At 76.6% G+C, this 14,793-nt stretch carries 10 protein-coding genes; 4 read left to right on the forward strand and 6 right to left on the reverse strand.

Annotated features, from left to right (window positions below):
• Positions 1 to 14: 14 nt before the first annotated feature.
• The 4 genes from lanKC (at position 15) to C4U44_RS15590 (ending at position 7,458) form a co-directional block, all read left to right on the forward strand.
• On the forward strand, positions 15 to 2,966 hold the full coding sequence (gene lanKC, locus C4U44_RS15575) for a class III lanthionine synthetase LanKC (protein WP_103886391.1): 2,952 nt from the start codon (positions 15 to 17) through the stop codon (positions 2,964 to 2,966).
• Positions 2,963 to 4,303 (forward strand): MFS transporter, encoded by a 1,341-nt coding sequence (locus C4U44_RS15580; protein ID WP_160145039.1) that lies wholly within the window; start codon positions 2,963 to 2,965, stop codon positions 4,301 to 4,303. Before lanKC ends, C4U44_RS15580 begins: the two co-directional genes overlap by 4 nt.
• A gap of 3 nt (positions 4,304 to 4,306) precedes the next feature.
• A complete protein-coding gene (locus C4U44_RS15585) occupies positions 4,307 to 5,554 on the forward strand; it encodes an MsnO8 family LLM class oxidoreductase (RefSeq protein ID WP_103886393.1) in 1,248 nt (415 codons plus the stop codon).
• A gap of 101 nt (positions 5,555 to 5,655) precedes the next feature.
• Positions 5,656 to 7,458 carry an AfsR/SARP family transcriptional regulator gene (locus tag C4U44_RS15590; protein WP_160145040.1) on the forward strand — a complete coding sequence of 601 codons (1,803 nt, stop codon included), beginning with the start codon at positions 5,656 to 5,658 and terminating at the stop codon, positions 7,456 to 7,458.
• 79 nt (positions 7,459 to 7,537) lie between these two features.
• On the opposite strand, the gene C4U44_RS15595 is transcribed toward C4U44_RS15590, so the two are convergent.
• From C4U44_RS15595 to C4U44_RS15620, 6 genes are read right to left on the reverse strand one after another with little or no spacing between them, the layout of a single operon-like run.
• Complete coding sequence (locus C4U44_RS15595) at positions 7,538 to 8,119, reverse strand: GAF domain-containing protein (RefSeq protein WP_103886722.1); 582 nt, start codon at positions 8,117 to 8,119, stop codon at positions 7,538 to 7,540.
• An 8-nt stretch (positions 8,120 to 8,127) separates the two neighbouring features.
• Positions 8,128 to 8,940 (reverse strand): S8 family peptidase, encoded by an 813-nt coding sequence (locus C4U44_RS15600; protein WP_103886395.1) that lies wholly within the window; start codon positions 8,938 to 8,940, stop codon positions 8,128 to 8,130.
• Positions 8,925 to 12,188 carry an adenylate/guanylate cyclase domain-containing protein gene (locus tag C4U44_RS43245; RefSeq protein WP_103886396.1) on the reverse strand — a complete coding sequence of 1,088 codons (3,264 nt, stop codon included), beginning with the start codon at positions 12,186 to 12,188 and terminating at the stop codon, positions 8,925 to 8,927. The genes C4U44_RS15600 and C4U44_RS43245 overlap by 16 nt, the downstream gene beginning before the upstream one ends.
• A gap of 50 nt (positions 12,189 to 12,238) precedes the next feature.
• A complete protein-coding gene (locus C4U44_RS15610; protein WP_103886397.1) occupies positions 12,239 to 12,454 on the reverse strand; it encodes an aroma-sacti cluster domain-containing protein in 216 nt (71 codons plus the stop codon).
• The gene (locus tag C4U44_RS15615; RefSeq protein WP_200823272.1) at positions 12,451 to 13,362 is read right to left on the reverse strand and encodes an iron-containing redox enzyme family protein; all 912 of its coding nucleotides are present in this window, start codon (positions 13,360 to 13,362) and stop codon (positions 12,451 to 12,453) included. Before C4U44_RS15615 ends, C4U44_RS15610 begins: the two co-directional genes overlap by 4 nt.
• On the reverse strand, positions 13,359 to 14,594 hold the full coding sequence (locus C4U44_RS15620) for a radical SAM protein (protein ID WP_103886398.1): 1,236 nt from the start codon (positions 14,592 to 14,594) through the stop codon (positions 13,359 to 13,361). The genes C4U44_RS15615 and C4U44_RS15620 overlap by 4 nt, the downstream gene beginning before the upstream one ends.
• Between the last annotated feature and the right edge of the window lie 199 nt (positions 14,595 to 14,793).

The following is a 14,793-nucleotide window of genomic DNA, read 5'->3' on the forward strand; positions in this document are numbered from 1 at the left end:
AGGGGAGAGCCGGCATGCAGATGCCGTGGGAAGTGGTGCTGCCGTACCTGGCGCACCATCCGCGCTGGTTCGAGAACGTCACCCGGCGCCAGCCGGGCAGTGCGCATCTGCGGGAGTACCGCGCCGCGATGCCCGGCGACTGGCGGCTGCGTCGGCACGGCTACTGGCTGATCGCGGATCCGCCGGGCATGCCGGAGATCGGCCAGGGCTGGAAGCTGCACGTGTCGGCCACCTCGCGGACCAGCGCCGAGACGCTGCGCCGCTGCCTTCCGGTGCTGCGCGAGGCCGGGGTGCGGTTCAAGTTCCTGATGGACCCGGCCGCGGTGAACGAGGCCAACGGCAAGACCTACGCGCGGGCGTCCAGCGGCAAGTTCATCGCCGTCTACCCCGAGGATCTGCCCCGGTTCCACGCGGTCGCGAAGGCGTTGACCGAGGCGACGGACGGCCTCGACGGGCCGTACGTCCTCTCCGACCGCCGCTACCCGGGCTCACGGGTCGTCCACTACCGGTACGGCGGGTTCACCAGCCGCTTCGAGCTGCTGCCGACCGGACTGCGGGACCTGCTGATCGAGGCGCCGGACGGAAGCCTGGTCGCGGACGAGCGCACCCCGTACTGGAGCGCCCCGCACTGGGCGGGCGATCCCTTCGCGCACGCCGTACGGTCCCCCGCGGTGCCCCCGGCGACGAGTACGGTGGCCGATCCTGCTGCGGACCCGGCCACGGAGCCGGAGCAGGCCGCACCGGCCGGGGAGCCCGACCCGGCGCCCCTGCTCGACGGCCGGTTCCGCGCGGACAAGGCGCTGCTGTTCAGCAACCGGGGCGGGATCTACCGCGGCACCGACATCCGGACCGGCGCCGAGGTGGTGCTGCGCGAGGCGCGCCCGGGCGTGGAGGTCGGTCCGCAGCGGATCGACGCGGTGCCGTTGCTCCGGCACGAGTACAACCTGCTCACCGAGCTGGCCGGCACCGGGTTCTTCGTCCGGCCGGTGGCGTACTTCACCCAGTGGGAACACGCCTTCCTGGTCGAGGAGTTCGTCGACGGCGACCACATCGGCAGGCTGAGCACCAGTCAGAACCCGCTGTACGGGCTCGACATGACCCCGGAGCGGCTGGCGGCGTACTACCAGCGGCTGCAGGGCCTGTGGCTGCAGATCGCGGACGCCATCGCGGCGTGCCACGAGCGGGGCATCGTGCTCGGCGACCTGTCGGCGACCAACATCATGGTGACCGAGGACGACCGGATCCGCATCATCGACCTGGAGTCGGCCTTCCACGAGGGCGTCGACCGCGGCGCCGGCCTCAGCACCCCGGGCCTGGTCACCCTGCGGGCCCGCGCGGCCGGCTGCGGCGACCGGCGCACCGACTACTACGCGCTGGGCGGCCTGCTGCTGAGCTGCGTGCTGGCCTGCCAGCAGAGCGACGTGGTCGACCACGCCATCCCCTTGCGGCTGCTCGCGGAGGTGGCCGCCGACCTCGCCCTGCCCGCCGAACTGGTGGAGCTGATCACCGACCTCTACGACGAGGAGGCGGCGCTCCCCGACCCGGCCGAACTGCGCGCCCGGATCGCCGCGTTGCCGTTCGGCCGCGCCTGGCGGCAGCCGCCGCCGCTGGCCCGCCCCGCGCCGTCCGACCCGGAGCGCGGCGCCGACCTGCGCCGCCGGGTCCGTGACGTCCTCGACGGCGTGGCCGACTTCCTCGTCGGCGCCGCCGACCCCACCCGCGAGGACCGCCTCTTCCCGGCCGACCTGCTGGTCTTCGAGACCAACCCGCTCTCGCTCGCCTACGGCGCCTACGGCTGCCTGTACGCGCTGCACCTGGTGCGGGGCCGGGTCCCCGACGAGTTGCTGGGCTGGGCGCTGCGCCGCGACACCGGCCACGAGACGCTGCCGCCCGGGCTGTACTACGGCTCGGCGGGCGCGGCGTGGGCGCTGTCCGCGCTGGGCCACCGCGAGCAGGCGGTGGCGCTGCTGCGGGACGCGGCCGGCCACCCGCTGCTGGAGGCCGAACCGGGTGTGACCGGCGGGATGGCCGGGCACGGCATGGCCTGCCTGCGGCTGTGGCGGGACAGCGGGCTGCCCGAGTTCCTGGACCGGGCCCGCGCCATCGGCGCCCGGCTGGCCGAGACCGCCGAGCGCGACGGCGTGCACGCGCACTGGCGTGCCGCGGACGGGCGGATACCGGTGGGGTACGGCGACGGGGCCTCGGGGGTGGCGATGTTCCTGCTCGCCCTGCACGCGGCCACCGGTGCGCCCGAACCCCTCGAACTCGGCCGGGCCGCCCTGGAGTTCGACCTGTCGTGCGCCGAGTACTCCCCGCACGGGCTGCTCTGCTTCCCCGCCTCCGCCGGGAAGGAGGGGCCGGCCTCCGTCCTGCGCCACTACTGGGACGAGGGCACCGCGGGGGTCCTCACCACCCTGCTGCGCTACGCCGCGGTGACCGGTGACGAGCAGCTGCGCAAGCAGGTCGACCGCCTGCTGCCGGACGTGCGCCGCAAGTACACCGCGTTCCCGCAGCTCTTCCACGGGATCAGCGGCATCGCCAACGCCCTGCTGGACGCCTACGAGTTCCTCGGCGATCCCGAGCTGCTGGGCGACGCCGAGCGGGCCGCGGAGGCGGTGCTGTGCAGCGCCGTGCGCCGCCCTGAGGGCGTGGTCTTCCCCGGTGAGCAGACACTGCGGGAGAGTGCCGACCTGGCCACCGGGTCGGCGGGCATCGCCCTGTTCCTGCTGCGGCTGGAGCGGACCGCGCCGGGCGCACGCACCAACGCCAACTTCCTGCTGGACGACCTGCTCCGGGACCTCCCCGACCGCCTGCTCGGCGGGCGGGCCGGCCGCAGCTCCGACCGCGGGTCATCCGGCGGGACCGGCGGCGGGCCGGCGGACGCCGATGCGGGGGCCACCACGGGGGCCGCTGCGGGGGCCGTCTTGGCGGCCGGGCCCGCGGACCGCCCGGGCGGCGGCACGTGACCACCGCGACGCGGCCCACCGTGGCCGGACAGCCGCGGCTGGGCCACAACCGCGGGTTCCGGCTGCTGTGGATCGGCCAGGCGCTGTCCGGCTTCGGCTCCGAGATGTCCTTCGTGGCGCTGCCGCTGGTGCTGCTGTCCCTGGGGCGTTCCGCCACGACCGTGTCGGTGGTCGGCAGCGCCTCGCTGGTGGCGGGGATGGTGGCCCGGGTGCCCGCCGGGTACGCGGGCGACCGCTACGGGCAGCGCCGCCTCATGCTCGGCTGCGACCTGGTGCGCCTGCTGGCGATCGGGGCGGTGACGCTGTGCGTGCTGGCGCGCGCCGTGCCGCTGCCGCTGGCCGTCGGCGCGGTGGCGGTGTCGGCCGCCGCCTCCGAGGTGTTCCAGCCCGCCCAGCAGAAGGTGGTCCGGCGGATCGTCGGCCGCGAGCAGATCGCCACGGCGCTGTCGCTGAACCAGGCCAGGGCCTACGCCGCCGGGATCGTCGCGCCCGCCGTGGCCGGGCTGCTGCTGGGTGTGGGACGGGCGCTGCCCTTCGCCGTGGACACGCTCACCTTCGCGGTGTCCGCGCTGTGCGTGGCCGCGGCGGTCGGCCGCGCGCCGTCCGCTGCGGGCCGGTCCGGCCCGGCCGGCGCCGCGCGGAAAGGGGCGCCCCGCGACCCAGAGGACCGGTTGTGGCGCCAACTCACCCTGGGCTGGCGGTATCTCGCCCGCGACCGCTTCCTGCGCCGGTCGTCCGTCTACTTCGGCTGTGTCAACCTCGCCTACGCCACGCTCGGTTACCTCCTGCTGATCGGGCTGGGCCGGCAGCCGGGCGGGGCCGCCGCCGCGGGCTGGGCGATGAGCACCGCGGCGGTCGCGGGGCTGCTCGGGTCGCTGGCCGTCCCCCAGGTGCGGCGCCGCGTGCCGCTGCCGGTGATCCTCACCGCGGGCCCCGCGCTCGCCGCCGCCCTGCTGCTCTGCGCCGCGCTCACCGGCAGTCCCGTCGCGCTCGCGGCCGGGTTCTCCGCGCTGTGCCTGCTCACCCCCGTCGTGGGCGCGGTCATCGGCACCGTGATGGCGACCTCGGTTCCCGAGGAGGTCTACGGGAGGGTGATCACCGCCAACAACTTCACCGCCCAACTGCTGCAACCACTCGGTCCGTTGGCGTGCGGGCTGCTGCTCGCGCGCTGCTCGGGCACCACCGCGGACGCCGTCCTCGCGGCGGCGTTCGGGCTGCTGGCCGTCGCCGCGCTCACCCTGCCGGCACCGGCGCAGCGGGCGGCCCCGCGACCGGCCGACGCCGCCACCACCGGCCCGGCCGCCACCCGGCCCGGGCCCGCCACCGACCCGGAGTGACCCATGACGCCTTCCCCAGGAGCCTCGCCCGCCGAACGGCCGGGACCGGCCCCCGCCCCCGCCCCCTCCCCGACCGGCTCCGCGCCCGCGCCCGCTTTCGCGTCCGGGCCCGCCGACCGCCCCGCGCCGCCACCGGTGCCGCTGTCCGTCCTGGACCTCGGCGCCCACCTCCCGGGCGCCCCGGCCGAGCAGGCGGTCCTGGACATCGTGGAGACCGCGCGGACCGCCGACGCGTGCGGCTACCACCGCTTCTGGGTCGCCGAGCACCACGCCTCGCCCGTCACCGCGAGCAGTTCCCCCGCGGTGCTGATCGCCACCATCGCCGCGCGCACCCGCCACATCCGGGTCGGCTCGGGCGGGGTGATGCTGCCCAACCACGCGCCCCTGACCGTGGCCGAGCAGTTCGCCACGCTCCAGGCCCTCCATCCGGGCCGGATCGACCTGGGCCTGGGCCGCTTCTCCGGGGGCACCGCGGCCACCCACGACCTGCTGATGGCGGCGCTGCGGCGCGGCCCGGACGCCGCGGCGGAGTTCCCCGCGCTGGTCGACGAGTTGCTGGGCTTCCTGCACCACGCCGGGCCGCCCGCGCACCGCTTCCATGCCCTCGACCTGGCACCGCACCCGGCCGGCCCGCCCGAGGTGCACATCCTCGGCGCGAGCGGGAACGGCGCCCGGCTCGCCGCCGAGCGCTCGCTCCCGTTCGTCCATGGTCACCACCTCGGGCGCTCCAAGTGCCGCCCGGACGCGGTGGACCACTACCGCGCGGCCTGGACGCCGGGGGCGACAGGCGCCGCCCCCCGGGTGATCGTCGCGGTCAACACGGTGTGCGCGCCGACCGATGAGGAGGCCGAGCTGCGGGCGGTGCGCGCCGCCGCGTACGCGGTCCGCCGCCGGGCGGCTGCCGCCGCGGACGCGCCGCTCGACCCGGCCCGCGAGGACGCGCTCGCCCGCGAGCTCGTCGCGGAGGAGCAGGTGGTGCACGGAGCGCCCGCCGCGGTGTCGGCCCGGCTGGCGGCCCTGGCCGCCGACCTGGGCGCGGACGAGGTCATGCTGGTCCCCTACGAGCTCACCGGCGCCGACCGCGGCCGCACCCTGCGCCTGCTGGCCGGCGCGTCACCGCAGCGGGACGTGCCGCCGCAGACACGGTCGGGCCGGGTGCCGGGCCACCCGCGGCCGGGCGGATCGCAGGACGAACCCCCGCACGCAGAAGTTTCGTTGAGCACGGCGTCAGCCGCCGGGGTGACCAACTGAGGTGAACTCATGTGAGAGGAATCTTGCCCTCCATCAGCTGATATGAATTAATGGTGCCTGCCCGATCGTGCCCGTCCTCCCCCATCGGAAGCGGTTGGTCGATGACTCCCACCCCGCCGGCACCCCTGCTCGAATGTCGCGCCTTCGGTGAACTCACCGTGCTGGCCGGCCGTGCACCCGTCGTGCTCGGCGGCCCCAAGCAGCGGTTACTGCTGGCGGTGCTGATGTGCCACGCCAACTCCCCGGTGCGTACGGACGAGTTGATCGAGGCGCTGTGGAGCGGCCGCCCGCCGCGCACCGCCCGCAAGAACCTCCAGGCGTACGTCTCTCGGTTGCGGAAGGTGTTCGGGGAGCGGCTGGAGCACAGTCCCGGCGGCTACCGGCTGCGGCTGGACGCCGCCACCTCGGACCTGCTGCGCTTCGAGCAACTCGCCCGCGCGGGGCGGCAGTCGGCACGCGAAGGCAGCACTGGCAGCGGCACCGGCACCGGCACCGCTGTCGAGTTGCTCGACCGGGCGCTGGGGGTGTGGCAGGGCCCGCCGCTGGCGGAGTTCGCCGGGACGCCGGCCGTCTCGGACACCGCCGACCGGCTGCAGGAGTTGTACCTGTCCGCGCTGGAGGACTGGGCGGAGCTGGCGATCGAGGCGGGCCGGCCGGCGCCGGTGCTGGCCCGGCTGGAGGACCACGTCCACGCCTACGTCCTCCGGGAGCGGCTGGCGGCGGCGTGGATGCGGGCCCTGGCACTGGCCGGCCGGCCCAGCGAGGCACTGGCCCACTTCGGTTTCGTCCGGCAGGCGCTCGCACGGGAGTTGGGGGTGCCGCCCGGCTCGACGCTGTCCCGGCTGCACACCCGCCTGCTGCGCGGCGAACCGGTCGGCCCGCCGCCCGGTCCCGCCTTCCGCCCGGTGGGCAACCAACTGCCCCGGGACATCCCCGACTTCGTCGGGCGCGCCGCAGAGGTGCACCGGCTGGTCGCGCAGGTCGGCGGCGCCGACCACGGCGTGGTGGTGGTCTCCGGTCCGGTCGGGTCCGGCAAGTCCGCGCTGGCGGTGCACTCCGCCCACGTGCTCGCCGACCGTTTCCCCGACGGCGGCCTGGTGGTCGAGCTGGGCGCCCGCCCGCTCGACGAGGTGCTGGCCGACCTGCTGGGCGTGGTGGGGCTGACCGCCTCCGCCGCCCGCGGCGCGTACTCCACCGCGCGGGCGCTCGCGCAGTGGCGGGCCTGGGTCTCGGCCCGCCGGCTGCTGGTCATCCTCGACGACGCGGCCGGCGAGGACGTCATCCGCGCCCTGCTGCCGGGCACCGGGGCCAGCGGGGTCATCGTGACCAGTCGCAGCAGGCTGTCGGGCGTCGAGGGCGTCCTGCGGGTGGACCTGCCCCCGCTCGACGAGGCCGAGGGCGTCGAACTGCTGGGCCGCATCATCGGTGTCGGCCGGGTGATGGCCGACCCGGAGTCGGCCCGGCGGCTGGTCGGCTGCTGCGAGGGCGCGCCGCTGGCGGTGCGGATCGCCGGGGCCAAGCTCAACGTGCTGCGGCACGTACGGCTGCACGACTACGCCGACCGGATGTGCCGGGCGCCGCGCCTGCTGGACGAGATGGCCGTCGGGGACCTGGCCCTCCGCGACCGCTACGAGACCTTCCACCGCGGGCTGACGCCGCGTCAGCGCGAGGCATACCGCCGACTGGTGACCCTCTCGCCTCCCTTCGAGCACGGCCAGGTGATCGCCGCCCTCGCCGACTCCCCGCACACCGCGCAGCTCGCCCTGGAGTCGCTGGTCGAGTGCAACCTGCTGGACGTTCCCGACGGCGAGGTCAGCGCGCACTGCACCGCCTACCGGATGTCGTCGTTCGCGTACCGCTTCGGCCGCGAACGCACCACCGCGGCGGCCGGCCCGCCCCCGTGACGGATCGCCCGCGGGCGGCCCCGGGACCGCCCGGGCCGTCCACGCCGCCCGGGTGGCCACGCCGCCCGCCGGGCCTGGCTCACTTCGCCCGCTGCCGCAAGAAGCGGCGGAACTCCTCGACCAGCGTCTCCTCGTCCGCCACCGGGGTCTCGCGGGCCACGCGGGCCGCCTGCTCGGCGTGGTCCGCGGCCACCCGCAGGGCGATCGCCGCCTGGTGGGCGAAGAGCGTGAGCAGGTCGAGGTCGGCGAGGTCCGCCCGCGCCCGCGGCGAGGGGTCCAGCACCTCCAGCACGCCGAGCACCCGGCCCCGCGAGACCAGCGGCGCCGCCATCAGGGTCCGCGGCACGTAGCTGGTGGCCGCGGCGAACTCCCGGTCGAAGACGGGGGTGGTGGCCAGGTCGTCGACGACCATCGCCTCGCCCGAGGCCGCCACCCAGCCAGCGATGCCGCGGTCGGCCGGCAGCCGGGTGCCGACGAGGAAGTCCTCGCCCGCCCCCGACACCGCCTGGAACACCAGCGCGCCGTCGGAGTCGTCGAGCAGGAAGACCGAGCCGGCGGCGGCACCGAAGATGGCCCGCGCGACATCGACCACGGACTGGAGCAGGAGACGGACGGCTCCGTCGGGTGCCGGTTCCTCACCGGAGGGGGTATCGAGCGGCACGGCGAACCTCACTCCCCTGAACGGACGTTGGCGGCGGTCAGATACAGCACGGTCTTCAACTCGAAGACCGTCAGCCGCGGATGCTTGGCCAGGATCAGCGCGCACAGCCCGGCGATCCGCGGGGTGGCGAAGCTGTTCCCGGTGGTGCGGGTGACGCTGTGGTCGCGCCAGGCCACCCGCACGTCCTGGCCCTTCGCGAAGAACTCCACCGGCGGGCGCGGGTTGTACAGGTGCAGGTCCGGGTCGTCCTCCTGGTGGCTGCCCACCGACACCACCGAACTGAACCGCCAAGGGAAGCTGACCACGGGCGAGTTGTGCGCCGAGGCGACGATGGCCGTGCGCCGGAAGTACGCCTCGTCGGCCAGCTCGTGCAGCCGCTGGGCACACTGCGCCTTCGTGGTCGACAGGCTCATGTTGATCACGTCGAAGCCCTGCTCGACAGCCCATTCCAGCCCCGTGAGCAGGAAGTCCGCGGTGCCGCTGGCGCCGTCGCCCAGCACCCGCACGCTGTGCAGCTCGCAGTCGGGTGCCACCTCGCGGATGATCCCCGCGCACGCCGTGCCGTGGCCGAAGAGGTCCGCGCCCTCGATCGGCTCCACCCGCGGGCCGTCCGGTCCGCGCACCACCGCGTGCGAGGCCGCCAGCGGCGCCACCATCGGGTGGTCGGGCTGGACCCCGCTGTCCACCACGCAGACCCGCGCACCGGCCCCGGTCGATCCGCCCCATGCCCACTGGGGGGTGACCCGGTCCAGCCCCGCCGCGGCGACCTGGATGTCCTCCGGCCGCCGATCGCGCAGCCCCCAGCTCAGCGTGCTGTCCATGGCTCCCCCCGCTCCTGAGGCCCGCGCTCCCGCTCCCGCTCGGCCTCCCGCAGCTCCAACTTCCCTTCCAGCGGCGGACGCACCGGAGCCGGAGCGGCGCCGGCCAGCGCCCGCGCCGTCCGCACCCCGACCACGTGCCCCTTGCGCCGGAACCACTCCCCCGCGCGGCCGGCCGCCGCTGCGGCCAGGTCCGGCCGGCCGGCCGACCGGCAGACCCGGGCCAGGTCCAGTTCCGCGGTCGCGCGGGTGAGCGGCGAGTCGGTCCCGGCGGCGGCCGTGACCGCCCGGTGGGCCAGCCGCAGGGCGGCTAGGTGCCGTCCCGCCGCCGCCTCCGCCAGGGCGCGCACCCCCATCAGATCGGCCACGTCCCCGGGCGAGGACGCCTCGTCGATCCCGGCCGGATCCGGCTCCTGCGGCAGGCCCAGGTCGAGCCGTACCCGGGCCAGTTCGCGGGACGCGGCGGCCAGCAGCCCCGGATGCCCGACCTCGCGGCAGCGCAGGACAGCCTCCTCCAGCAGCGCGTGCGCCTCCTGCCGCCGCCCCGCGAGTACCTCCACGCCCGCGCGGAACAGCGGCGCGAAGCCGTCGGCCTCCGCGTAGCCGAGACCCGCCGCGAACCGGTCGGCGGTCGCCAGGCAGCTCCTGGCCCGCTCGAAGTCGCCTCGCAGCGCGTGCAGGTTGGCCAGCGGGTACGTCACGGTGACCATCGCCGCCGCGTGCTCCGCGCCGTACGCCTCCAGCAGGGTGCGGCAGCGTGCCACCGCCTCCGCGGCCGGCGCCGGTCCCTGCCACAGCGAGACCGCGAGGGCCCCCAGCGCCTGGGCCAGTTCGGGTGCCGCCCCGGCGGCCACCGCGTGCCGGAGAGCGGCGTCCAGCAGGGCGTCGGCCGCGCGGTACCGGCCGCGTACCTGCTGCCACTGGCCCAGGCGGACATGGGCGCGGGCCAGCCCCAGGCGGTCGCCCGCCGCCTCGAAGACGGGCAGCCCCTCGCGGGCCGCCACCGCGACCGCGCCCAGCCCGCTGTCGGCCCCCAGCAGGGCCAGTTGGAGCCGCGCGTGCGCGCGGGCCCGCACGTCGCCCGCCGACTCCGCCGCGGCCAGCACCTCTTGGAGCAGGTCGCCGCCCTCAGCGGGCCGGCCGAGGCCGAGCAGCGTCTCGCCCAGCCCCTGCGCGGTGGTGGTCCACCACGGGTCGTCCGCCGTGGAGCAGTCGAGCGCGCGGGTGTGCAGTTCCTGCGACCAGTGCAGGTCCGCCCGGGACAGCGCGGCCCGCCCGGCATCGGTCAGCGCGCGGGCCGCGTCCCGGCGCAGGCGTTCGGTGTGCTCGTCGCGGAAGCCGAGCCCGCCGCGGTGCCGGTAGGCCTGCTCGAAGTGATGGGCGGCGCCCGCCACCGGGGTGCCCGGGTCCCGCGCCACCCGCTCGTGCCACGTGGAGCGGCGCCGCTTGCTGATGGCCTGGTACGCCACCTCGCGCACCAGCCCGCTGCGGAACCGGTAGCCCGCCGGTGGCCCCGCGACGCGTTCCAGCAGCCCGTCACGCAGCAGTGCGGCGACCGCGCCCGGCCCGGCCGTGCCCGCGGCGTCCGGCCCGCCGTCCAGCAGCGACCGGATGCCCTCCACCGCGAACTGCCGGCCCAGCACGGCGCAGGCGTCCAGCACGGTGCGCTCGTCGGCACCGAGCGCGTCGATCCGCGCGGTCAGCACCGCGGTGACCGTCGCCGGCAGTTCCCCGGGGTCGGCCGCGGTACCGGGCCCCGCGCCGGTGGCGGTCCCCTCACGGATCATGGCGAGCAACTGCTCCAGGTAGAGCGGGTTCCCCTCGGCGCGCTCGACCACCGCCGCCCGCCGCGCCGGGTCCACGGGCCGGTCGGCCGTGAGGGCGGCGGCCAGCCGGCCGGCGTCCGCCGGGGAGAGCGGCGCCAGCGGCAGGGCGAGGTGGTACGGCGAGGCGGCGGCCCGCTCCCCGTCGGTGGCCGGGGCCGGGCGCCACCCCGGCCCCGGCGGCTCGGACGGCTCCGTCTCCCGTGCGGCGGGCGGGTGTTTGACCTCCGACCGGGAGGGACCGGCGGTGCGGCCCGGAGGCACGGGTACGGGTACGGGCGCGCCCGCGGGCACCGCGCCGCCGGTCTCCGCGCGTGCCGCGCCCACCAGCAGCATCCGCTCCCTCGCGAGCGCGGCGGTGAGCCCGGCCAGGGTCTCGTGCAGCAGCGGCCGGGCCCACTGGAGGTCGTCCAGCACCAGCACCACGGGACGCGCGCGGGCGAGGTCGGCCAGCGCGGTGGCCAGGGCCGACCGGGTGCCCTCCACCGACGGGTACGGGGTGCCGCCGGACAGCAGCCCGGCCCGCAGCACCTGCCACGCGGGGGCGGCCGGGCCGTCATCGGGCGCCAGGCCGTCCCGCTCCGCCCGCGCGCGCAGCCCGCGGACGGCCGCGCCGAGCGGCGCGAGGCTGGCCTCGTCCCGGTACGGGTGGCAGCTGCCGGTCCCGATCAGGGCGCCCGCGGGGAGCGCGGCGAGGTGGCGCCGCAGCAGCCGGGTCTTGCCGACCCCCGCCTCCCCGCTGACCAGGATCGACCGGCTGCCGTCCCCCCGGCACACGTGCGCCCACAGCCCGGCCAGCGCGGCCGACTCCCGTTCCCGGCCGACGAAGGGCGAGTCGAACCGCCGGGCCTGCTGCGGCTGCCGGCCGGGCAGCGCGAGCAGCCGGTAGGCGGTGACCGGCTCGCGCTTGCCCTTCAGCTCCAGCGGGCCGACCGGCTCCACCCGGGCCGCCGCCCCGAGCAGCGCGCGGGTGGTCGGGCCGAGCAGGATCCCGCCCGGCGCCGCGTGCTGCTCCAGCCGCGCGGCGACGTTGACCACCTCGCCCGAGACCATCGTGTCCCGCCGGGTGTCCCCCGCTTCGGCCACCACCTCCCCGGTGTTCAGGCCGATCCGCACCGCCAGCCGGCAGCCGAGGCCGTCCGCCAGCTCGGCGTTGAGCCGGTCCAGCGCGGCCATCATGCCGAGCGCGGCGCTCGCCGCCCGGTGGGCGTCGTCCTCATGGACCGCCGGCACCCCGAACACCGCCATCACGGCGTCGCCGACGAACTTCTCCACGGTGCCGCCGCACGCCTCGACCTGCTCCCGCATCGCGTCGAAGTAGCGCAGCACCACCATCCGCAGGGCCTCCGGCTCCAGCACCCCGGACAGTTCGGTGGAGCCGACCAGGTCGCAGAACAGCGCGGTGACGACCTTGCGTTGCTCGTACATCCCGTGCCCACCCCGTTCGCCCGCCGATGCCCGGATACCGCCGGCCCCGCTCAGAACAGCGCCGCTCCCGCGACGGCCGCGTGCGCCTGGACCTCCGGCTCGACCGCGTCCAGGCGGGCCTTGATGTCCAGCACCAGCTCCAGTTCGTGCGCGGACAGGGCGGCGAAGACCGCGCACTGGTCGGCGGTGAAGGTGTCCACCGGGAAGCCGGCGTCGCGCAGGGCGCGCAGGTTGTCCTCGTGGTGCGTGGTGCGTTCGGCGGTCATGCCGGTTCCCCTCCCGTGAGTTCGGTGGCGTGCGGGGCCCGCGGGGGGCCGGCGGCGCGCGCCGGTCCCGCGGTGTCCTCCGTGAGGTCCGTGTCATCGGCGCCGGGTCGACCCGGATCGTCCGCCAGGCCGTCGTACAGGTCCAGCAGCGCACGGACGGTGTGCAGCGCGCTCACCCGCACCGCGCGCCGCCGCGCCGGGTCCAGGCCGAGCCCGTCCAGCAGCGCGTGGACCTCGGCGCTGTGCCCGGGGTCCGCGTCGGCGTGGTGCCGCAGGGTGCGGAACGCCGCGCCCGGCAGGCCGGTGCGCGATGCCAGCAGGGCGGCCAGCCGGGGATCGGGCGCGTTGCCTTCGAGCACCGCGATGTAACCGAGCAGGCAGGCCGGATGGCTGTGCTGGATCCAGTAGTACTGCGGCCCCACCAGACGGGCCACCGCCGGCGAACCCGCCCCCGACAGGGCCTGGTCGTACGGCAGTCCGGCCGCCGCCATGTCCGCCAGCAGCCAGTCGTCGTGGTGCTGCTCCCGCACGATGTGCCGGGCGAGTCCGTCGGCCAGGCGGCGCGCCGCCGCGTCGCCGGGGCCGGCCCGCTCGCACTGCGCGGCGGCCAGCACCATCAGCGGGACCGAGGCACGGATGACGGCGTGCATGGCGACGAGGTAGCGCAGGTAGCGCCCGCGCAGGCCGGCCGGCCGCCACAACCGCGCCGCGCCGCGCCGCAGCGCGGGTTCCACCAGGTCGAGCGTCGCGCGGAGTTCGCGTCCCGCGCCGCCGTGTCCCGGTGCCGCGATGCCCGGGTGCGAGGCCGTATCCGCCTCGGCAGCACGCGCCGCCGTACCCACGTCCGCATCAGGCGCCGCCGTACCCGCGTCCACGGAGCCGGTCGCCCGGCCGGGAGCCGCGCTCACGCCCCGGCCTCCCCCGTGCCGCCACGGTGCGGGCCGTCCGGACGAACCGGTCCGGCTCCCGCTCCGGTCGACTCGCCACCGGGGTGAACAGATCGATCCTCCGGCGGAGTTGTCTCGCCCCCCGTACGCACGGGCTTTCCTGCCCCATGAGTTGACCCGCCCTCCGGGCGGACCGCGCCGACCAGCTCGCCGTACCGCCCGGCCCCGTGCCGGCGCAGCAGCGTGGCGGGGCCGCCCCCGCGGCCCGCCCGCAGCGCCGCCTCCTGCAGCAGTTCGCCGGCGGCCCCGGCGCCCGCCCGCTCGGCCCAGCGCCGCGCCCCCGTCAGGTCGTCCAGGCGATGGCACGTGTCGCAGTAGCCGCCCCCGCCGCAGGACGGCTGCTCCCCGCCGCGGGCCGCGATGTGCACCGGCCCGACGGTGCGGACCATGCGCAGCACCGGACCGCGCCGCGCCCTTTCCACCACCTCGGGCCACGCCGTCGACGACAGGTCTCCCAGTACCAGGTGCGCGGGCCGGGCCCGGCCGTCGACCACGTCCTGGTTGCAGCACGCGGTGACCGCGCCGTCCACGGCGACCACCGGCCAGGCCGCCATGCCGCAGCCCGCCGCCACCGAGGCGTCGGGAGCCGGCAGCGGCCGCGCCCATGCCGCCGCCCGGCCCACCGGGCGTACCGCGCTCACCAGCATGGGTACCTCGGTGCCGAAGCGTTCGCGGACCTGGGCGGTCACCTGCGCCAGATACGGGTCGTCCTCGCCCTCGCCGACCAGGTGCAGGCTGGTGGCCACGCCGATCCGCAGCAGGGCCCGCAGCGCGGCGAAGACGTCCTCGCGGGCCACTTCCCGCTCGTGGTGGGCGTCCAGGCTGAGGGAGAAGTGATCGACCGCGCGGGCCACTTGGCGTACGGAGTCGGGCAACCGGCCGCCGCCGCGGGCGAAGGAGGCCCCGGAGAGCACTGCGGTCCGGGTGCCGCGCGCACCCGCAGCCTCGGCCGCGGCCACGACCAGGCCGGGCCGGGTCAGCGGCTCGCCGCCGGTGAGCATCATCACGTCGGGCCGCAGTTCGGGCCGGAAGGTGCCCAGGAAGCGCAACAGCGCGCCCGCGTCGAGCCGCCGGCCGCGCGCGGTCGAGGCAGAGGAGCAGTGCGCGCAGTGCAGTGGACAGCGCTCGGTGAGGGTCACCAGGAGCCCGGCGCCGATGGTCTGACGCAGCGTCATCATCTCGGCAAGGCGCATCCTGGCTGGTCCCTTCTGCGGCCGGCGCCCGGTGCCGGTTCTCGCCGCCGCCCCCGGTCAGGGGGCCGGCACCGGCGCCGGGGCGACGGCCTCCGGCTCACCGGCGCGTCCGGCTCCCCGGACCAGGAGCCCCGAGCGTGCGGATCGCCCCGAGTCTGCGGATGCCGGGCTGCCGGGCGGTTGCGGACCGGTATATCCG

Source organism: Actinacidiphila yanglinensis (assembly GCF_900107965.1).
In the GTDB taxonomy this organism is placed as follows: Bacteria; Actinomycetota; Actinomycetes; order Streptomycetales; family Streptomycetaceae; genus Actinacidiphila; species Actinacidiphila yanglinensis.

Bases quoted from the DNA above. Each gene is read 5' to 3' on its own strand.
- lanKC (WP_103886391.1), top strand. From the start codon at position 15: ATGCAGATGCCGTGGGAAGTGGTGCTGCCGTACCTGGCGCACCATCCG.
- C4U44_RS43245 (WP_103886396.1), bottom strand. From the start codon at position 12,188: ATGTACGAGCAACGCAAGGTCGTCACCGCGCTGTTCTGCGACCTGGTC.
- C4U44_RS15600 (WP_103886395.1), bottom strand. From the start codon at position 8,940: ATGGACAGCACGCTGAGCTGGGGGCTGCGCGATCGGCGGCCGGAGGAC.
- C4U44_RS15590 (WP_160145040.1), top strand. From the start codon at position 5,656: ATGACTCCCACCCCGCCGGCACCCCTGCTCGAATGTCGCGCCTTCGGT.
- C4U44_RS15585 (WP_103886393.1), top strand. From the start codon at position 4,307: ATGACGCCTTCCCCAGGAGCCTCGCCCGCCGAACGGCCGGGACCGGCC.
- C4U44_RS15610 (WP_103886397.1), bottom strand. From the start codon at position 12,454: ATGACCGCCGAACGCACCACGCACCACGAGGACAACCTGCGCGCCCTG.
- C4U44_RS15620 (WP_103886398.1), bottom strand. From the start codon at position 14,594: ATGCGCCTTGCCGAGATGATGACGCTGCGTCAGACCATCGGCGCCGGG.